This window comes from Flintibacter faecis, from assembly GCF_014287875.1.
GTDB lineage: Bacteria > Bacillota > Clostridia > Oscillospirales > Oscillospiraceae > Lawsonibacter > Lawsonibacter faecis_A.
Window position 1 is genome coordinate 186999 of sequence record NZ_JACOPN010000005.1, and the last position, 19649, is coordinate 206647.

General features: G+C 58.9%; 23 protein-coding genes. 21 read left to right on the forward strand and 2 right to left on the reverse strand.

Features of this window, described 5'->3' with window-relative positions:
• Positions 1-10: 10 nt before the first annotated feature.
• The 16 genes from rplR to H8S55_RS08795 all read left to right on the forward strand — a co-directional run bounded on the left by rplR (position 11) and on the right by H8S55_RS08795 (position 9257).
• Positions 11-370, forward strand: coding sequence for a 50S ribosomal protein L18 (gene rplR, locus H8S55_RS08720; protein ID WP_147563685.1), 360 nt, complete (start codon positions 11-13; stop codon positions 368-370).
• 17 nt (positions 371-387) lie between these two features.
• Positions 388-888, forward strand: a complete 501-nt coding sequence (rpsE, locus tag H8S55_RS08725; RefSeq protein ID WP_087395871.1) for a 30S ribosomal protein S5 — start codon at positions 388-390, stop codon at positions 886-888.
• A 14-nt stretch (positions 889-902) separates the two neighbouring features.
• Positions 903-1085, forward strand: coding sequence for a 50S ribosomal protein L30 (gene rpmD / locus H8S55_RS08730; protein ID WP_118641835.1), 183 nt, complete (start codon positions 903-905; stop codon positions 1083-1085).
• A gap of 15 nt (positions 1086-1100) precedes the next feature.
• The gene (gene rplO / locus H8S55_RS08735; protein WP_147563687.1) at positions 1101-1541 is read left to right on the forward strand and encodes a 50S ribosomal protein L15; all 441 of its coding nucleotides are present in this window, start codon (positions 1101-1103) and stop codon (positions 1539-1541) included.
• A gap of 2 nt (positions 1542-1543) precedes the next feature.
• Complete coding sequence (gene secY, locus H8S55_RS08740) at positions 1544-2914, forward strand: preprotein translocase subunit SecY (RefSeq protein ID WP_186878650.1); 1371 nt, start codon at positions 1544-1546, stop codon at positions 2912-2914.
• Positions 2915-2935: 21 nt separating this feature from the next.
• Entirely contained in the window at positions 2936-3568 is a 633-nt protein-coding gene (locus H8S55_RS08745; protein WP_186878697.1) for an adenylate kinase, read from the forward strand.
• Between the two features lie 11 nt (positions 3569-3579).
• Complete coding sequence (map, locus tag H8S55_RS08750; RefSeq protein ID WP_186878698.1) at positions 3580-4344, forward strand: type I methionyl aminopeptidase; 765 nt, start codon at positions 3580-3582, stop codon at positions 4342-4344.
• On the forward strand, positions 4337-4618 hold the full coding sequence (locus H8S55_RS08755; protein WP_147563689.1) for a KOW domain-containing RNA-binding protein: 282 nt from the start codon (positions 4337-4339) through the stop codon (positions 4616-4618). The genes map and H8S55_RS08755 overlap by 8 nt, the downstream gene beginning before the upstream one ends.
• Positions 4611-4829: a translation initiation factor IF-1 gene (gene infA / locus H8S55_RS08760; RefSeq protein ID WP_020989775.1), complete on the forward strand. Its 219-nt coding sequence runs from the start codon at positions 4611-4613 to the stop codon at positions 4827-4829. Before H8S55_RS08755 ends, infA begins: the two co-directional genes overlap by 8 nt.
• A gap of 389 nt (positions 4830-5218) precedes the next feature.
• On the forward strand, positions 5219-5332 hold the full coding sequence (gene rpmJ, locus H8S55_RS08765; protein WP_008982609.1) for a 50S ribosomal protein L36: 114 nt from the start codon (positions 5219-5221) through the stop codon (positions 5330-5332).
• A gap of 18 nt (positions 5333-5350) precedes the next feature.
• Positions 5351-5719 carry a 30S ribosomal protein S13 gene (gene rpsM / locus H8S55_RS08770; protein WP_147563690.1) on the forward strand — a complete coding sequence of 123 codons (369 nt, stop codon included), beginning with the start codon at positions 5351-5353 and terminating at the stop codon, positions 5717-5719.
• A 13-nt stretch (positions 5720-5732) separates the two neighbouring features.
• Entirely contained in the window at positions 5733-6140 is a 408-nt protein-coding gene (rpsK, locus tag H8S55_RS08775; RefSeq protein WP_147563691.1) for a 30S ribosomal protein S11, read from the forward strand.
• A 23-nt stretch (positions 6141-6163) separates the two neighbouring features.
• Positions 6164-6766 carry a 30S ribosomal protein S4 gene (rpsD, locus tag H8S55_RS08780; protein WP_147563692.1) on the forward strand — a complete coding sequence of 201 codons (603 nt, stop codon included), beginning with the start codon at positions 6164-6166 and terminating at the stop codon, positions 6764-6766.
• 125 nt (positions 6767-6891) lie between these two features.
• Entirely contained in the window at positions 6892-7845 is a 954-nt protein-coding gene (locus tag H8S55_RS08785; protein ID WP_147563693.1) for a DNA-directed RNA polymerase subunit alpha, read from the forward strand.
• A 179-nt stretch (positions 7846-8024) separates the two neighbouring features.
• Positions 8025-8369 carry a 50S ribosomal protein L17 gene (rplQ, locus tag H8S55_RS08790; protein ID WP_147563694.1) on the forward strand — a complete coding sequence of 115 codons (345 nt, stop codon included), beginning with the start codon at positions 8025-8027 and terminating at the stop codon, positions 8367-8369.
• Positions 8370-8435: 66 nt separating this feature from the next.
• Entirely contained in the window at positions 8436-9257 is an 822-nt protein-coding gene (locus H8S55_RS08795) for an amidohydrolase family protein (protein WP_186878651.1), read from the forward strand.
• A gap of 123 nt (positions 9258-9380) precedes the next feature.
• Here the strand turns inward: H8S55_RS08795 and mgtE are convergent, their stop codons facing one another.
• Positions 9381-10751 (reverse strand): magnesium transporter, encoded by a 1371-nt coding sequence (gene mgtE, locus H8S55_RS08800; RefSeq protein WP_186878652.1) that lies wholly within the window; start codon positions 10749-10751, stop codon positions 9381-9383.
• Positions 10752-11295: 544 nt separating this feature from the next.
• Positions 11296-12396, reverse strand: a complete 1101-nt coding sequence (locus tag H8S55_RS08805; protein WP_186878653.1) for a DUF3048 domain-containing protein — start codon at positions 12394-12396, stop codon at positions 11296-11298.
• Between the two features lie 320 nt (positions 12397-12716).
• Here H8S55_RS08805 and H8S55_RS08810 point away from each other — a divergent pair, with 320 nt between their 5' ends.
• From H8S55_RS08810 to H8S55_RS08835, 5 genes are all read left to right on the forward strand, one after another.
• Positions 12717-14552, forward strand: a complete 1836-nt coding sequence (locus tag H8S55_RS08810; protein WP_186878654.1) for an NAD(P)-binding protein — start codon at positions 12717-12719, stop codon at positions 14550-14552.
• A complete protein-coding gene (locus H8S55_RS08815) occupies positions 14546-16291 on the forward strand; it encodes an NADH-dependent [FeFe] hydrogenase, group A6 (RefSeq protein WP_186878655.1) in 1746 nt (581 codons plus the stop codon). The genes H8S55_RS08810 and H8S55_RS08815 overlap by 7 nt, the downstream gene beginning before the upstream one ends.
• Before the next feature lie 60 nt (positions 16292-16351).
• The gene (locus H8S55_RS08820) at positions 16352-16696 is read left to right on the forward strand and encodes a hypothetical protein (RefSeq protein WP_186878656.1); all 345 of its coding nucleotides are present in this window, start codon (positions 16352-16354) and stop codon (positions 16694-16696) included.
• 603 nt (positions 16697-17299) lie between these two features.
• Positions 17300-17614, forward strand: coding sequence for a hypothetical protein (locus tag H8S55_RS08830; RefSeq protein ID WP_436233155.1), 315 nt, complete (start codon positions 17300-17302; stop codon positions 17612-17614).
• 46 nt (positions 17615-17660) lie between these two features.
• Positions 17661-19133, forward strand: coding sequence for a glycoside hydrolase family 3 protein (locus H8S55_RS08835; protein WP_243200532.1), 1473 nt, complete (start codon positions 17661-17663; stop codon positions 19131-19133).
• Positions 19134-19649 lie beyond the last annotated feature (516 nt).

The window sequence follows — 19649 nt, forward strand, 5'->3', positions numbered from 1 at the left end:
GTGTGCCATTATGATCAACAGACCCGATACTCGTTCCCAGCGCATCAAGCGTCATAAGCGTGTGCGTGCGAAGATTTCCGGCACGCCCGAGCGTCCCCGTTTGAATGTGTTCCGCAGTGCGACCAACATCTACGCCCAGATCATCGACGATGTCAACGGCGTGACCCTGGTCTCTGCTTCCTCCCTGGAGAAGGACTTCAACGTGGAAGGCACCAAGTCCGATGCCGCCAAGCAGGTTGGCATGAATGTGGCTGAGCGTGCCAAGGCCAAGGGCATTGAGAATGTGGTCTTCGACCGCGGCGGCTATGTGTATCACGGCCGCGTGAAGGCTCTGGCCGAGGGCGCCCGCGAGGGCGGCCTGCAGTTCTAAGAGAGGAGGAGACACAAATGGCTAGATTTGAGAGAGAGCCCAGCGAGTTCGTTGAGAAGCTGGTCTATCTGAACCGCGTATCCAAGACCGTCAAGGGCGGTCGTGTGAATAAGTTCTCCGCCCTCATGGTCGTGGGCGACGAGAAGGGCCGCGTGGGCTTTGGCCTGGGCAAGGCCGCCGAGGTGCCCGAGGCCATCCGCAAGGGCATCGAGGACGCCAAGAAGAATATGATCACCGTGACCCTGTCCGGCACCACCATCCCCCACGAGGTGATCGGCGAGTTCGGCGCCGGCCGCGTGCTGATGAAGCCCGCTGCCCCCGGTACCGGCGTGATCGCCGGCGGTCCCGTCCGTGCCGTGATGGAAGCCATCGGCATCAAGGACATCCGCACCAAGTGCCTGCGCTCCAACAATCCGCAGAACGTGGTCTCCGCTGCCTTTGAGGGCCTGAAGGCTCTGCGCAGCCCTGAAGAGGTCGCCCGTATCCGCGGCAAGAGCGTGGAAGAGATCGTGGGTTAAGGAGGGCTTTTACAATGGCTAATTTGAATATCAAGCTGGTCAAGAGCCTGAACGGCCGGATCGCCAAGCACAAGGCGACCGCCGAGGCCCTGGGCCTCCGCAAGATCGGCGATACCACCGTGCAGCCTGACAACGAGGCCACCCGCGGCAAGATCGCCCACATCGGCTACCTGCTCCAGGTCACCGAGGAAAACTAAAAGGAGGCGCGAGACATGAATCTGCATGAACTTTCCCCCGCCGCCGGCTCCAACACCAAGGCCTACCGCAAGGGCCGGGGCGCCGGTTCCGGCAACGGCAAGACCGGTGGCCGCGGCCAGAAGGGCCAGTGGGCCCGTTCCGGCGGCGGTGTCCGCGTTGGCTTTGAGGGCGGCCAGATGCCTCTGGCCCGCCGCCTGCCCAAGCGCGGTTTCCACAACATTTTTGCCAAGCCCCTGGAGGCCATCAACGTCTCTGTTCTGGACAAGTTCGAGGACGGCGCTGTGGTGGACGCCAAGGCTCTGCTGGAGAAGGGCATCCTCTCCAAGTGCGAGTATGGCGTTAAGATCCTGGGCAACGGCAGCATCACCAAGAAGCTGACCGTTCAGGCCTCCGCCTTCTCCGCCTCCGCCAAGGAAAAAATCGAAGCTGCAGGTGGTAAGGTGGAGGTGGTCTGACCATGATCCAGACCATCCGCAATGCCTGGGCTGTGCCTGAGCTGCGCAAAAAGATGCTCTTTACCGTCTTTGCGCTGCTGATCTTCCGTCTGGGCTCTGCAATCCCCGTCCCCTATATCGATTCCGCCACTCTGGAGCAGCATCTGCAGACCCAGAGCGGTACCATCCTGGGCCTGATGAACGCCATGAGCGGCTCCGCCTTCTCCATGGCCACGATCTTTGCCCTGTCCATCCAGCCCTATATCAACAGCTCCATCATCATCCAGCTGCTGACCGTGGCCATCCCCGCTCTGGAGCGGCTGGCCAAGGAGGGCGGCGAGGAGGGCCGGAAGAAGATCGCCTCCATCACCCGCTATGCCACCGTGGCCATCGCCCTGCTGCAGGGCTTCGGCTACTACTCCCTCATCAAGAGCTATGGTCTCATCGAGTCCTCTGCCCTCAGCGGTGTCTGGGTCGCCCTGGTGATCGTCCTGTCCTTCACCGCCGGCTCCGCCTTCCTGATGTGGCTGGGCGAGCAGATCACCGAGTTCGGTGTGGGCAACGGCATTTCCATCATCCTGTTTGCGGGCATCGTGTCCCGCTTCCCCCGCATGATCAGCGACTGTGTCAGCGGCGTGACCATCTGGTCCGCTGTGAAGAATGGCACCATGACTGAGGAGACCCTGACCGCTGCCGGCTACTCCGCCACCCAGGCGAAGGCCCAGCTGTCCATGGCCCTGGCCCCCTGGATGATCCCCGTGATCGTCATCGGTATGCTGGCCCTGGTGGTCTTTATCGTGTTCATCTCCAACGCCGAGCGCCGCCTGCCTGTGCAGTATGCCAAGCGGGTGGTGGGCCGGAAGATGTACGGTGGCCAGTCCACCCACATCCCCATGAAGGTGAACATGTCCGGCGTCATGCCCATCATCTTTGCCCAGTCCATCGCTGCTCTGCCTGCCACCATCGGCGCGTTCGCCGGATGGACCACGCAGAACAGCCTGCTGATGCGTCTGTTCGACACCAGCAAGCCCTTCTACAGCATCCTGTATTTCCTGCTGATCGTGGGCTTCAGCTATTTCTATGCCACCATGCAGTTCAACCCCGTGGAGGTCTCCAACAACCTGAAGAAGAACGGCGGCTTCATCCCCGGCTTCCGTCCCGGTAAGCCCACCGCCGACTTCATCACTAAGGTTCTGAACAAGATCACCATGTTTGGTGCGCTGTATCTGTCTGTTGTGGCCATCGCGCCCATCATCACGGGCAATATCTTCGGTTACCACTCCCTGGCCATCGGCGGTACCTCCGTCATCATCGTGGTGGGCGTGGCCCTGGAGACCGTGAAGCAGATGGAGGCTCAGATGCTCATGCGGCACTATAAGGGCTTTTTGGAGTAAAAGGAGTTGGAGAGAATGGGAATGAAGCTTATCATGCTGGGCGCCCCCGGCGCCGGCAAGGGTACTCAGGCTGAGATCCTCAGCGCCAAGCTGGGCATCCCGACCATCTCTACCGGCAACATCCTCCGCGCCGCCATCAAGGAGGGCACCTCCGTGGGCCTTCAGGCCAAGTCCTATATGGACGCAGGCAAGCTGGTCCCCGATTCCGTGATCATCGGCATCGTGGCCGAGCGGCTGGAGAAGCCCGACTGTGCCAAGGGTTTTATCCTGGACGGCGTGCCCCGCACCCTGCCCCAGGCCGAGGCCCTGGACAAGGCCGGCATCGTGTTTGACCATGTGGTCTCCATCGAGATCTCCGACAGCGAGATCGAGGAGCGCATGGGCGGCCGCCGGGTGTGCTCCGCCTGCGGAGCCCCCTTCCACGTCAAGTCCAAGCCCCCCAAGCAGGAGGGCGTGTGCGATGCCTGCGGCGGCGCACTCATTCAGCGGGACGACGACAAGGTGGAGACCGTGCGCAACCGCCTGAAGGTCTATCACCAGGAGACCGAGCCCCTGAAGGGCTATTACGAGAAGAAGGGCGTTCTGGTCCCTGTGGACAATCAGCCCACCATTGAAGCCACCACCAAGGTCATCATGGAGGCGCTGGGTATCTGATGGGATTGGAAATGATCTCTTTAAAGTCGGATCGTGAGATCCAGGCCATGCGCAAGGCCGGGCGAATCACCGCCCAGGCCCGCGCCCTGGCTGGGTCCATGATCCGCCCCGGTGTAACCACTCACGAGATCGACACGGCGGTGCGCCGCTTTATCGAAAGCCACGGGGCCAAGCCCTCTTTCCTGGGCTACGGCGGGTTCCCCGGTTCGGCCTGCATCTCCGTTAACGAGCAGGTCATCCACGGCATCCCCGGTCCCCGGAAGCTGAAGGAGGGCGACATCGTCAGCGTGGACGTGGGCGCTTATATCGGCGGCTTTCACGGTGACTGCGCCGCCACCTACCCCTGCGGCCAGGTGAGCGACGAGGCCATGCGTCTGATCAAGGTCACCCAGCAGAGCTTTTGGGAGGGCATCAAGAATGCCCGCAAGGGCTGCCGGGTGTCCGACATCGGCCACGCGGTCCAGGCCTATGTAGAGGCAAACGGCTTCTCTGTGGTCCGGGATTTTGTGGGGCACGGCGTGGGTGCCAAGCTCCACGAGCCCCCCGAGGTGCGCAACTATGGCCCCGCAGGCCACGGTCCCCGGCTGCTGCCGGGCATGACCATCGCCGTGGAGCCCATGGTGTGTGCAGGCGACTGGCAGGTGAAGGTACTGGCCGACAAGTGGACCACCGTGTCCTTGGACGGCTCCCTCACTGCGCACTATGAAAACAGCATTCTGATCACCGACGGAGAACCGGAGGTCCTCACCGTCACTGAGGACGGAGCCTATGTCTAATGGCACAGGCCGCATCGTCCAGGCTTTGGCCGGACGAGACCGGGGGAACTTCCTCTTCGTGGTGGGCCAGACACAGGACGGTCAGCTGCTGCTGGCCGACGGGAAGCGCCGAAAGGCGGCCCGGCCCAAAGCCAAAAAGCTGCGGCATGTGTGTCTCCTGCCCCAGGAGTTTGACCACCCCGTCATTCAGAAGCTGCAACAAGGAACCCCGGTCTCTGACCGGGAACTGAGACAGGCGCTGGCCGCCTTCAAGGGAGGAATCACGTTTGGCTAAGGACGATATGATCGAGCTGGAGGGAGTCGTCACAGAATCCCTTCCCAATACTACCTTCCATGTGGATATTGGAAACGGCCACATTATCCTGGCACACATTTCCGGCAAGCTGCGCATGAATTTCATCCGCATCCTGCCCGGAGACAAGGTGACGGTGCAGATGTCACCCTACGACCTCACCCGGGGCCGTATCACCTGGCGTTCTAAGTAATTCAAATGGCCGCCAAAGTGCGGCGTCTACGGTAACTATCAACGACCGAATCGTCGGAGCTCTCCCGGAAAGCCTTGCCTTTCCAGGTGCGCCCGAACTCTTCCCCAAAACAGCGGCCTGTGGCCGCTGCCCGGTCAAAAGCCCAGCGAAGCGGGTTTTGACCGGAGAGGAGGAGCGGCGCAGCGACTGAGCCTTGGCCGGAAGGCCGAGGCGAAGAGAGCGGAGCCCGCAAATCCCCCGTAAAGGGTCAAATCGGAGCCCAGCGAAGCGGGTCCGATTTGAAGAGGAGGAGCGGCGCAGTGAGCGAGCTTTGGCCGCAAGGCCGAAGCGAGGGATACGGAGCCCGCGACGACGAGGGGCCGTAAGGCATTCATCAGGAGGTTTCAACAATGAAAGTAAGACCGTCCGTGAAGCCCATGTGCGAGAAGTGCAAAGTCATTAAGCGCAAGGGCAAAGTCATGGTAATTTGCGAAAACCCCAAGCATAAGCAGAGACAAGGTTAATTGGAGGTGCTGTAATAAATGGCTCGTATTGCCGGTATTGACCTGCCGAGAGAGAAGAGAATTGAGATCGGCCTCACTTATATCTACGGCATTGGGCGCACCAGCGCCAACAAGATCCTGGCCGAGGCTGGGATCAGCCCCGACGTTCGCGTGAAGGACCTGTCCGAGGAGGACGAGGCCAAGCTGCGCGAGATCATCGGTCACGAGTATACGGTGGAGGGCGACCTGCGCCGGAACGTGGCGATGGACATCAAGCGGCTGACCGAGATCGGCTGCTATCGTGGTATCCGCCACCGCAAGGGCCTGCCCGTCCGCGGTCAGCGGAGCAAGACCAACGCCCGTACCCGCAAGGGTCCCAAGCGTACCGTCGCCAACAAGAAGAAGTAAGGAGGGATAAGCAATGGCTGCTGCTAACACCACTAAGGGCAAGAAAGTTGTCCGCAAGCGCCGCGAGCGCAAGAATGTCGAGAAGGGCCAGGTGCATATCCGCTCTTCCTTCAACAACACCATGGTCACCGTCACTGACGCGCAGGGCAACGCCCTGTCCTGGGCCAGCTCCGGCGGTCTGGGTTTCCGTGGTTCCCGTAAGTCCACCCCCTTCGCTGCGCAGACTGCCGCTGAGACGGCCGCCAAGGCTGCGATGGAGTATGGCCTGAAGACCGTCGAGGTCTTCGTAAAGGGCCCCGGCGCCGGCCGTGAGGCCGCCATCCGGGCGCTGCAGGCCGTGGGCCTGGAGGTCACCATGATCAAGGACGTGACCCCCGTCCCCCACAACGGCTGCCGTCCCCCGAAGCGCCGCCGCGTCTGATCTGAGAAGGAGGTTTTTGACAGATGGCTAGAAACATGCAGCCCATCGCCAAGCGGTGCAAGGCTCTGAACCTGTCCCCCGCCGCCATGGGCTATGCCAAGAAGGACACCAACCGCAACCCCAAGGGTCAGATGCGCAAGAAGCAGTCTGAGTACGCCATGCAGCTGACCGAGAAGCAGAAGGTCAAGTTTGTCTACGGCATCATGGAGAAGCAGTTCCGTATGTATTACGAGAAGGCTGCCCGTATGCAGGGCAAGACCGGCGAGAATCTGCTGACCCTGATCGAGCGCCGCCTGGACAACGTGGTGTATCGCCTGGGCTTTGCCCAGACCCGCCGCGAGGCCCGTCAGCTGACCACCCACGGCCACTTCACCGTGAACGGCCAGCGCGTGGACATCCCCTCTTACCTGGTTAAGACCGGTGATGTCATCGAGGTCCGGGAGAAGAGCCGCGCTTCCGTCAAGTTCAAGCGCCTGCTGGGCGAGGATGCCCCTGTGGTGAACCTGCCCAAGTGGCTGACCCGCGACAAGAACACCCTCCAGGGCACCGTCGCTGCCATGCCCGCCCGGGACGACATCGACTTCCCCGTGGAAGAGCACCTCATCGTCGAGCTGTATTCTAAGTAATTTCTGTAGCCGAGCCTCTTCGGCCTGGCTGAAGAGGCTCGGCACAACAGACTTAGACCCTCAGATATTGGTGAGCTGAATGAGGCGGCCAGCGCGCCGCCGAGAAAAGGAGGGTATCCTAGCATATGGTAGAAATCGAAAAGCCCCGCATCGAATGCGTGGAAAATCCCGGTGACGCATCCTATGGCAAGTACGTCGTAGAGCCCCTGGAGCGAGGCTATGGCACCACCCTGGGCAACTCCCTGCGCCGTATCCTGTTGTCCTCTCTGCCTGGCACCGCGGTGACCTCCATCAAGATCGCCGGTGTCCAGCATGAGTTTACCACCATCCCCGGTGTGAAGGAGGACGTGACCGAGATCGTCCTGAATGTGAAGAGCATCATCGCCAAGCTGTATTGCGAGGGCGTGAAGACGGTCCACATTGAGGCATCCGGTGCCTGCAAGGTGACGGCCGGCGACATCAAGGCCGATGCCGACGTGGAGATCCTCAATCCCGATCTGCACATCGCCACCCTGGGCCCCGATGCCACCCTGTCCATGGAGCTGACCCTGTCCCACGGCCGGGGCTATGTCTCCGCCGACAAGAACAAGACCGCTCAGACTGTCATCGGCGTGATCCCCGTAGACTCCATCTACTCCCCCGTGCGCAAGGTGAACTACACCGTGGAAAACACCCGTGTAGGCGATGCCACCGACTATGACAAGCTGACCCTGGAGGTATGGACCAACGGTACCATTGACGCCAGAGATGCTGTCTCCTTGGGTGCCCGCATCCTGTGCGACCACTTCACCCTGTTCACCGACCTGTCCGAGACCATGGGCAGCAAGTCCACGGTGGTGGAGAAGGCCGAGAGCCAGACCAGCAAGATCATGGAGATGACCATCGACGACATGGACCTGTCCGTGCGTTCTTACAACTGTCTGAAGCGGGCCAACATCAACACGGTGGAGGACCTGATCTCCAAGACAGAGGAAGAGATGATGAAGGTCCGCAACCTGGGCCGCAAGTCTCTGGAAGAGGTCATCAACAAGCTGGCCCTGATGGGCCTGTCCCTGGCCAGCGACGACAACAACAACTAAAACACCCGGGGCCTTTTAAGCGCCCCGCGGGTTTTGTGGGGACTGGGGCAGAGGTATGTAACGTTCCGCTCTGCTCCGCGGCTCTGCCGTCCCGGTTTCGGGCATCCCCGGCTGTTTTCAGCCGAACTGAACGAATTTGAAGTTGGATCTCGCCACGCGAGGTCGAAGGAGAGTTTACTATGTCTCTGAAGAATCGTAAGCTGGGCCGTACTACGGATCAGCGTAAGGCTATGCTCCGCGCCATGGTCACCTACCTGCTGGAGAACGGCCAGATCAAGACCACCCTCACCCGCGCCAAGGAAGTTGCTCCCGTGGCCGAGAAGATGATCACCCTGGCCAAGGACAACACCCTGGTGTCCTATCGTCAGGCCCTGGGCTTCATCACCAAGGAGGATGTGGCCAACAAGCTGTTCAAGGAGATCGGCCCCAAGTACGCCGACCGGAATGGCGGCTACACCCGCATCGTCCGCATCGGGCCCCGCCGCGGCGACGCCGCCGAGATGGCTATCATCCAGCTGGTGTAATTCTGCGCTTCAAAACCCGTTCCCTTGGGGACGGGTTTTTTCTTATATCCTGAAAGGAGCCGGACTATGAAGATCATCGATGCCCATCTGCATCTCTTTCCTCAGCAGGACTGGGCCGAGCAGACCGCCCAGGGCGTGGGCCACCACAACAGCGTGGACCACCTGCGCCAGGTCTATGGCCAGTTGGGCATGGTCCACGGGGTGGTCATGGGCAACAACAGCCTGGAGACCGGGCGGCACGACTATCCCGAAGACCTGTTTCACTACTGTGTGGGGCTGGACAGCCTGGTGCTGGACCGGGGGCGGAACATCCCGGCGGACCTGCCCGACCGGGTGGAGGAGCACTTAAAGCGGGACAACTGCTGCGGGGTGAAGCTCTACCCCGGCTATAACCGCATCTGGCTGTCTGATGTGTGCTATCAGCCCATCTATGACCTGGCCGCCCGGTATGATAAGCCGGTGGCCATTCACATGGGCCTGACCGCCTTTCCCCGGGCCCACCTGAAATATTGCCACCCCCTCACCCTGGACGAGGTGGCCGCCGACCACCCCAAGACGCGGTTTGTCATGTGCCATTTTGGCAACCCCTTTTTGGAGAGTGCCGCCGCCGTGGTGGAGAAGAACCCCAACGTGGCCACCGACCTGTCCGGCCTGCTGGAGGGCCGAGTGGATCTGGACGAGTATTTCCGGGTGCAGGCGGGCTACGCCGGGCTGCTGCGCACCTGGCTCACCGCCATCTGCCAGTGGGACGACGTGATGTACGGCACCGACTGGCCCATTGTCAACCTGGGGGAGTACATCCGCTTCATCCAGGGCATCGTGCCCGAGGTGTATTGGGAGAAGGTATTTTTCCACAACGCCAACCGGATCTATGGGTTGGGGCTGTGAATATCAGGGGACAGATGCCGTGTCACGATGCTCCTCGCAAGGACAGGGAAAAGTTTTCCCCAAAACAATGCGCCTGTGTGGATATTTTCTGAAAATCCACACAGGCGCATTTTGCTTTAACGTTTAAATTCCCAAAATCTCGGTGGCGATGCCGAAGTAGATCAGCAGGGACAGGGCATCTACCACGGTGGTGATGAAGGGGGCGGCCATGACGGCGGGGTCGATGCCGATCTTCTCTGCCGCCATGGGCAGGGTGCAGCCCACGATCTTGGCGCAGACCACGGTGCACATCAGGGTCAGGCAGACCACCAGAGCCACGGGTACGGTGACCTGGGGGTTGTGCATGAGCATCCGGTCCACCAGCATCATCTTCACAAAGTTGGCCGCCGCCAGACACACGCCGCACAGCAGGGCCACCCGCAGTTCCTTCCACACCACGGCCAGCATGTCGGAGAACTCCACCTCCCCCAGAGACAGGGCGCGGATGACGGCCACCGACGACTGGGAGCCGGAGTTGCCGCCGGTGCCGGAGAGCATGGTGATGAAGGACGTGAGCACCACGCAGGCGGCCAGGGCGCCTTCAAAGTGGGTGATGATCATGCCGCTGAAGGTGGCCGACAGCATGAGCATCAGCAGCCAGGGGATACGGGAGCGCCAGGTCTCGAACACGCTGGTCTTGAGATAGGGCTTGTCACCGGGCAGGATGGCGGCCATCTTCTCAAAGTCCTCGGTGGCCTCCTCCTCCATAACGTCCATGGCGTCGTCGAAGGTGATGATACCCACCAGGCGGTTCTCCCCGTCCACCACGGGCAGGGCAGACAGGTCGTATTTGGAGAACATCTGGGCCACATCCTCCTTGTCCTCGTGGGTGGTGACGGAGATGACCTTGGTCTCCATGATGTCCTTTATTTTGGTCTCGTAGGGGGACAGCAGCAGGGTCTTCACTGTGACCACGCCCAGCAGCACCCGGTTTTGGGTGACATAGCAGGTGTACACCGTCTCTTTGTCCAGACCGACCTTTCGGATGCGGGCGAAGGACTCCTCTACGGTGGCGTTGGGGTGGAGGTAGATAAACTCCGTGGTCATGATGGAGCCGGCGGAGTCCTCCGGGTATTTCAGCAGCTGGTTGATCTGGCTGCGGGTGGACGCGTCGGTGTTGCGCAGGATACGGGAGACCATGTTGGCGGGCATGTCCTCGATGATGTCCACGGTATCGTCCAGGTAGAGCTCGTCCAGAACTTCCCGCAGCTCCTTGTCGCTCAGGGCGTTGATGATCTTCTCCTGATCCTCGCTGTCCTCCAGATAGGTGAACACGTCGGCGGCCACGTCCTTGGGCAGCAGCCGAAAGACCACCACCTGCTGGTCGGGCTCCAGCTCGTCCAGAAATTCGGCGATGTCCACCTCGTTCATCTCGTCTAGGTGGGCGCGCAGGGCGCGGAACTGCTTGTTTTTTACCAGCTCCAACAGCAGCGCCTCGTCATAATTTTCGTGCATGGGTGTTTTCCTCCTTCCTCTCAATAAAAAGGAAGCAGGGCGCAAAAATACCGCGGGACAATATCGTTTTAGCGATAGAGAACTATGTCATTCCGAGGCGCACAGTACCCGTAAAGGGTACGCCGCATTCGTAAGGCAGCAAAGCTGTCAACGACTGCGCAGCGACGTGGGAATCCGTTTCCCTCGTCTGTAGACGGAAGAAACGGATCGCCACGTCACCCCCTTGGGGTTCCCCGCAAGGACAGGATACTCAACGGGCCGATATTGTCCCGCTTTTGTTCGGGGACAGCAGAGCGGGGACACAAAGGGGGCCCATCCAGCTCTGCCGCCGCCCGCTCGCAGCAGCGCGCCTGCTCCCGGTGACGACTTCGGCCTTCCATTTGGTTCCCACATCCTTTCCCGCTTAGACAAGCAACAAAATTTTGACAAAAAGGCAGCGTCATTTTAGTGGCTTAAAAATATTATAATCCCCTTCCCCGGGGTTTGCAAGCCGGGGAAGGGGAAAAACGTGCAAAATCCGCGTGAGATTTGGGCAAAGCGGCTGTCAGCCCACGGTGACGGCGGCAGAGCGGCCCACGATGTTGATGTAAGACGGCCCAACGCCCAGGCGCAGGGGGTTCCCGGCGGCGTCCAGATAGGTCATGGGGCTGCTGTCGCCGCTGCGGGACCAGGTGATCTCCTGCACCCGCCCGTCGCAGAAGAGCTGGCCGGAGCCGGTGCCCGTGGTGCGCACGGACTGGCGGCCCTTGTCGTCCCCCTTGATGGCGGACACGTCGGTGCGCAGGATCAGGACGTTTTTTACCTGGACCTGCTCCCCGGTGTTGCCGTCTATATACGCCCTGCCGTATTCCGACACCCGGTAGCGCCCGGTCTGGGTATCGTAAGTAAAGACACCGGTCTTATAGTCGGAAAAGCGCACAGAGACGGTCTCTGCCGGGTCGCCTGAGGCGGTCTCCCCCTCCGGGAGGAAGGAGACGGGATAGGAGAAGCCGTCCTTATGCTCCAGCCGCTTGCCATAGGTGGGCAGCAGCTCCTGAATGGTCTGGCCGGAGGTGAGGACGGAGTGCTCCAGGCCCATCTGCTTTTTCCGGGTCTTATCCCGCCAGAACAGCGTGCCCTCGTAGGGGCCGTTGACGCAGTCCAGGGCGGTGACCCCCATGTTCTTAATGGCGGAATAGGCCTGGGGGCTGCCCCCGGCGTGGAGGAACACCGCATCGTGGCCCCGGGCCAGGGAGACATAGTAGTCCCGGGCCGAGCGCACCGAACCCAGGTCGCCCACACCCTCCACCGACTGGAACACCGCCATCATCCGGGTGATGCCCCCCTCGGCGGGCAGCTCATAGATGAGGTCGGCCTGGGACACCCCCAGCTGGGGCAGGGCCTTTTTCAGGTTGTTGAGCATAATGGCCACCGGGCGGGCATTGGCCAGGTCCACGGCGCTGCCCTCCCCGGTGAGGGGATTGACATAGGGCAGGACGGGCTCCGGCTCCGGTTCTGGCTCCGGCTCCTCCACGGGGGCGAGGACGGAGACGGCGGGCTCGTCCGGCATGGAGGAGGACGGGGCGGGGGTCTCCCCCTTTCCGCAGGCGGACAGCAGACCGGCCGTCAGGACCAGGGACAGCAGCAGGGCGAGGGACTTTTTCATAAGGGGGCCTCCCTTTTCATCCGATTTGCGCCGGGGCGCAGATGAGGGTTTGCTCTATCTTCTATCATACTGTCCCCGGCGGTGTTCTGTCAACCGAAACAGTGGGAGCCCACGAAAGAAAGCACGGGAAAAAATTCATTTCTTCCCCCCGCGCGGTTGACAGCGGGGGTGGGACGTGCTATAGTTCATTTGTGTATTTGCGGTAGGAAACGTTGAAAATGCGTCAAAAAACAGTCAAAAGACACAAATTCAACACAAAAACCGGGAGTGAGGGTCAATGCCTGGACCCTGTCCGCACACATTCAGGAGGAGGAGTTGCCTTGAGCCGTTTGTCCATCGAAACGCCGGGACGGGCCCAAACCGTTTTAGGGGGCCTGCACCGGGACATGGGCCGGCGCATCAGCGCCAGCCAGCCGGGACTTTGCCCGGTGGACATGTCATTGAATTTTCTGCGCCTTTGTCATGCACAGACCTGTGGAAAGTGCGTACCCTGCCGGGTGGGATTGAGCCAGCTGGCCGACCTCATCGAGCAGGTGCTGGACCGCACCGCCACCAAAGAGACCATCGATCTTATCGAAGCCACCGCCCGGGTCATTGCCGACTCCGCCGACTGCGCCATCGGCTATGAGGCCGCCCACATGGTGCTCAAGGGCGTGCGGGGCTTCCGGGAGGATTTTGAGGAGCACGCTTTTCACGGCCGGTGTATCTGCGCCCTGAGCCACCCCGTCCCCTGTGTGTCCGTCTGCCCGGCCCATGTGGACGTGCCCGGCTATGTGGCCCTGGTGCGGGAGGGCCGTTACAGCGACGCGGTGCGGCTCATCCGCAAGGACAACCCCTTCCCCTCCGCCTGCGCCTATGTGTGCGAACACCCCTGCGAGGCCCAGTGCCGCCGCCGTATGGTGGACGACGCGGTGAACATCTGCGGGCTGAAGCGCTTTGCCGTGGACCACGGGGAGGACACCCCCGTTCCGGAAAAGGCCCCGGAGACGGGCAAGACGGTGGCCATTATCGGCGGCGGCCCCGGCGGCCTGACCGCCGCCTATTACCTGACCCTGATGGGGCACAAGGTCACCGTGTACGAGCAGCGGCCCAAGCTGGGCGGCATGCTGCGCTATGGCATCCCCGACTACCGCCTGCCCCAGGAGGTGCTGGACCGGGACATCGACTACATCCTGTCCGCCGGCATCGCCGTCCACACCGGCGTGTCCATCGGAAAGGACCTGACTATGGCGGATATCCAGCGCAGCTTTGATGCGGTGTATATCGCCATCGGGGCCCACAACGACAAAAAGCTGGGCCTGGAGGGCGAGACCTCTAAAAACGTGGTCAGCGCCGTGGAGCTGCTGCGGGGCATCGGCGAGGGCAAGGCCCCCGACTTCACCGGCAAAAAGGTCTGCGTGGTGGGCGGCGGCAACGTGTCTATGGATGCCACCCGCACCGCTCTGCGCCTGGGGGCGGAGAGCGTCACCTGTGTCTATCGCCGCCGGGTGGAGGACATGACCGCCCTGGCCGAGGAGATCGAGGAGGCCATGGCCGAGGGCTGCCAGATCCTGCCCCTTCAGGCCCCAGCCCGCATCGAGGCCGACGAAAACGGCTGCGTCACCGCCCTGTGGACCCGGCCCCAGCACATCGGCCCCTACGGCAGCGACGGGCGGCCCAAGCCCGTGGCCGCCGATGCCCCGGAGTTCCGCATCCCCTGCGACTATGTGATCGTGGCCATCGGCCAGGCCATTGAGGCCAAGCCCTTCGAGGCCGTGGGCGTGACCACCCAGCGGGGGGCCATCCAGGCCGACCTGTCCAGCGCCGTACCCGGACTGGACAACGTGTTCGCCGGCGGCGATGCCGTGTCCGGCCCCGCCACCGTCATCCGGGCCGTGGCCGCAGGCAAGGTGGCCGCCGACAACATCGATGCCTATCTGGGCTTTGACCACAAGATCCACACCGACGTGGAGATCCCCCCGGCCCACCTGACCAACTCGCCCCCCTGCGGCCGGGTGAACCTGAAAAACCGCCATCTGGACTGCTACTGCGGCGACTTTACCCTGCTGAAAGAGGGCATGACCCTGGAGGAGGCCCAGCAGGAGGCGGGCCGCTGCCTGCGCTGTGACCACTTCGGCTATGGCATTTTTAAGGGAGGGAGGAACACGGAATGGTAACGCTGACCATCGACGGACGCACCGTCCAGGCCCAGGAGGGGGCCACCATTCTGGAGGCGGCCGCCCAGGCCGACATCCATATCCCTCATCTGTGCTACTTAAAGGGGATCAACGAGATCGCCGCCTGCCGGGTGTGCTGCGTGGAGGTAGAGGGCGAGCGGGCCATGGTGACGGCCTGCAACAACCCGGTGAAGGAGGGCATGGTGGTCCACACCAACTCCCCCCGGGTGCGCAGCACCCGCCGCATCAACGTGGAGCTCATCCTGTCCCAGCACGACTGCAAGTGTGCCACCTGCGTGCGCAGCGGCAACTGCCAGCTGCAGACCATCGCCAACGATCTGGGCATCGTAAAGGTCCACTATGAGACCCAGCTGCCCCGGGGCCTGCGGGGGGCCTGGACCACCACCTTCCCCCTGTATCACGACTATAACAAGTGCATCAAGTGTATGCGCTGCATCCAGGTGTGCGACAAGGTGCAGACGCTGAGCATCTGGGACGTGTCCGGCACCGGCGGGCGCACCATGGTCGACGTGTCTGGAAACCGGGTCATGAAGGACTCGGACTGCGCCCTGTGCGGCCAGTGCATCACCCACTGCCCCACCGGCGGCCTGCGGGAGCGGGACGACACCATGGAGGTGTTCTCCGCCCTGGCCGACCCGGACAAGATCACCGTGGTCCAGGTGGCCCCCGCCGTGCGCACCGCCTGGGGCGAGGCCTTCGGTATGCCCCGGGAGCAGGCCACCATGGAGCGCATGGCCGCCGCCCTGCGCCGGCTGGGCTTTGACTATGTGTTCGACACCAACTTCACTGCCGACCTGACCATTATGGAGGAGGGCAGCGAGTTCCTCCACCGCCTGAAGGCCGGCGGCCTGACCCGGTGGCCCATGTTCACCAGCTGCTGCCCCGGCTGGGTGCGGTTCTTAAAGGGCCAGTACCCCGAGCTGGTGGGCCAGCTGTCCAGCGCCAAGTCCCCCCAGCAGATGTTCGGCAGCGTGGCCAAGAGCTGGTTTGCCCAAACGCTGGGAGTGGCGCCGGAGAAGATCTGCTGCGTGTCCATCATGCCCTGCGTGGCCAAAAAGGCGGAGGCCGAGCTGCCCACCATGGCCACCCAGCACGGCCCCGACGTGGACTGGGTGCTGACCACCCGGGAGTTTGTGCGGATGCTCCGGGCCGACCAGCTGGACCCCAAATATCTGCCCGAGGAGCCCCTGGACAGCCCCATGGGCGTGGCCACCGGCGCGGGCGTGATCTTCGGGGCCACCGGCGGCGTGATGGAGGCCGCCCTGCGCACGGCCGCCTATCTCCTCACCGGAGAGGACCCGGCCCCCGATGCCTTTGCCCAGGTGCGCACCGGCCCCGGCCTGCGGGAGGCCACCTACGAGGTGGCGGGGATCCCCGTGCGCTGCGCCGTGGTCAGCGGACTGGGCAATGCCCGGGCCCTGATGGAGCAGCTGAAGGCTGGCAAGGTCCACTATGACTTTGTGGAGGTGATGGCCTGCCCCGGCGGCTGCGTGGGCGGCGGAGGACAGCCCATCAGCTGCGAGGACAAGGAGCTCTACGGCGAGCGGGGCCAGCGGCTGTACGCCCTGGACAAGAGCGCCCCTGTGCGCTTCTCCCACGAGAACCCCCAGGTCCAGGCCCTGTACCGGGAGTATCTGGGCAGCCCCCTGAGCGAAAAGGCCGAGGAACTGCTGCACACCGACCACAAGGGCTGGCTGATGCCCGGCGAGCCCAGGTAAACCGGATATAGAAACGATCACAACAAAAACGGCACTTCCCGAAACCGGGAAGCGCCGTTTTTGCATAAGATCAAGGAAAATCAGCCTGCGGTAGTGAGGAACTGGCGATTCGAGGAAATTATGATTGCTGAATGGATTCGTAAAATATCCAATAACGATAATCAAATTGGAAATATTTCCAGAAAAGATGATGAATATGTTGTTCAGATAAATCTTTGGAATGGAGAAGTGTGCAATTTAAAAACGATTGGCTGTAAAAGTATATATCATCGAATTGAGCTTGTAGATGAAATCGGCGATATTGTGATGAATGATGGTCTATACAAATTTATGACAGTTGATATAGAGGAAGAAGCAGAAGCTATTTTGGAAATAGAAGCAAATGGATTGATGGAGATTGAATGAAATCCCAACAAAGAATTTGGTGAAAGCTGTATGAATAACAAATCCCACCGAACCAGTCAACGGTCAAGATGAACAGTGTATTGCATACGCTGCCGTTGACAGCTTCGGCTGTATTTGGAAAATGTAATCAAGGCGGGTAAGCCCTAAAATGGCTTCCCGCCCATTTCAATGTTGAGGACAAGTTGGAGCCGTTGACAAACGCCTATTTTGAAAAAAGGCTTTGATTTTCCTGCCCGGTCTTTGTCGATTTTATGGCAGAAACGGCTTTTTCCTGAACTTTTTTCAAGACAGTTTTTTTAGAAAACCACTTTGCCAACAGGTCCATTTTGTCCCGAAGTGGCTCCTTGCGGTGCTTCCCCTGCCGGGGTATTCCTTTTCGGATGGTCATTCATTTTTCAAGGTGCAGTTCATCGATGAACTACCCTAAGTCTACACGAAAAAAATGCAATTCCCGGAATCTTGCGAGAATTGCATTTTAGGGCAATATTCAATTTCAAAATTGCATTTCTGCAATTTTCTTGTATAATGGGAAATAGGAAAAGGAGGTGCTGTGTATGGCTTTACCCGGAACACCCGGAACATCGGGCAGAAGCAAAACAGGATTTGCAACTTCTGAACGCACAGAAGATGGGAGAACATGAAGCGGAAATTGAAAAAATCAAGAATGTATTTCTTGCTATCCTGCGAGATATTAAGAAAGATATGGACAACAGAGAACAGCCAGGAGAAGCTGTGACCGCCGCTATGTTCCAAACCATGCAGGAAACCATGAAAGACCACCAGCAGGAGCTGCTTTCTATGGACGATGTAACTGCTATGATTGCCGGACAGATTGGGAAGTTTCTTCCGATGGACGAGGAAACGACGGAACAGTTCCGGCAGTTGGCAAAGAGGATGATGGAGCAGGTAGGAAAATAATTGCAGAAAAATATATGTAGTTTTATAAAACAATCAGGAGGATTACATGAGACGGGTAAAAAAAGAAAAAAGGAATAAAGTGCTTATTTTTAGTGTGATTATCTTGCTTCTTGTATGTGCAGGCATTGCGATAGCCAGTTTGCATAAAGTAAATAATATTTTGTTGGAAAACTCGTCTAAGGCAACAATAGAAATGATTGGAAATTCAAGTACAACTGAACCTGCACAAGAGCTTCGAGGAACTGTAAAAGATGCAACAATGAATACGCTAACTGTTCAAGGTGAGGATAATCGTGAATATTGTTTTGGAACAGAAGGTGTAAATATTTCAACTGGTGAGACAGGAATAGTGATTGGGAATCCAGTGACAGTTTCATATCATGGCAAGTTGGATTTGAATGCATCTGTACAAGAGGTTGAATTACTTTCCATTACGGTTACGGATTCCAGTTTGAATACCGAAAATCCTGAACCAACAACTGGTGAAACAGAGCCAAGTCCCCCTTCTGCTTCCGTGACACAGAAAGCACAAGAAATTCTAAATGCAATGACGCTGGAAGAAAAAGTTGGACAGATGTTTATTGCACGCTGTCCCGAAATAAATAGCGTACAGAAGGTAAAGGAGTATAATCTTGGAGGTTATATTCTTTTTAGCCGAGACTTTTCTGGAAAAACAAGAGATGAAATTATCCAGAATATTCAAAGTTACCAAAGTGCAGCAAAAATCCCCATGTTTATCGGAGTAGATGAAGAAGGAGGCACTGTCAACCGTGTTAGCACAAACCGAAATTTGCGAGCTGTGCCTTTCTGGTCCCCTCAAGAACTCTATGCTGAAGGTGGCTTTGATTTGATTCAAAGTGACACACAAGAAAAATGTGAATTATTGAATAGTTTGGGGATTAATTTGAACTTTGCCCCAATCTGCGATGTTTCGCAAAATCCAGAGGATTTTATTTATGACCGGAGTTTTGGACAGAACGCAGAGCAAACTGCCGCTTATGTCCACTTAGTTGTGCAAACCATGTTTCAAGAAGGTATGGGGAGCGTCCTAAAGCATTTCCCCGGGTACGGAAATAATGTGGATACACATACAGGTATTGCTTATGATGATCGCACCTATGAAACATTTTTGAACTCAGATTTCTTGCCGTTTCAAGCAGGAATCGATTCTGGAGCCAATATGGTATTAGTTTCTCATAATGTGGTATCCTGCATGGATAGTCAAACCCCTGCTTCACTGTCTTCACAGGTACACAAAATCCTGCGGGAAGAATTAAAATTTACTGGAGTTATTATTACAGATGACTTAGCTATGGATGGTGTGCGCAATTTTGCAGAAGACACAAAAATTGCAGTTCAAGCTGTGAAGGCAGGAAATGATATGTTATGCTGCACAGATTTTGAGGTGCAAATTCCAGCCATACTTGAAGCAGTCAAACAGGGAGAAATTACAGAGGAACGAATCGATGAATCTGTTTTACGCATATTAGAATTAAAAATTTCACTTGGGATAATATAAAGGTTTATTTACAAATAGTCTAAAATTTCAGTTTTTACGGGAGTGTGTCCACAAGTTCGGTGTAGAACGAGGAACGGGGACTTTCATATACGCCCTGTCTGCTGATGAAACCAGTCCTGCGCTTGCGGCTCCACGTCACGCAATCACAACCCTGTTTTCCTGCTGCTTCAAACGCCTTTGCCCTCCCCGGCGGCAACCTTATTTTCGCAGCAACGCCGACAGAGCGTATAACACACTACACTTTGCAAGCAAAGTCGTGTGCCAAGGGGCAAGCCCCTTTGGAAACCCCGGACAACAAAACAGGCTGAATATCTCGCACTTTCCCGGTGCTTGATATTCAGCCTTTATTTGTTGTCAGCAGCCCCCGTTTCGTGGTCTGCGTGTAGTTCCTTGTAAACTGACCTAAGGAAACATTCAGATCACAAAAAGGCGCGTAGAAATCTGCCGGATGTGCTCGGGGCAGAAAACAGAAAGCGGGATGCCCTGCCCGGCAGTCCACATGAAAACACCCCCGTC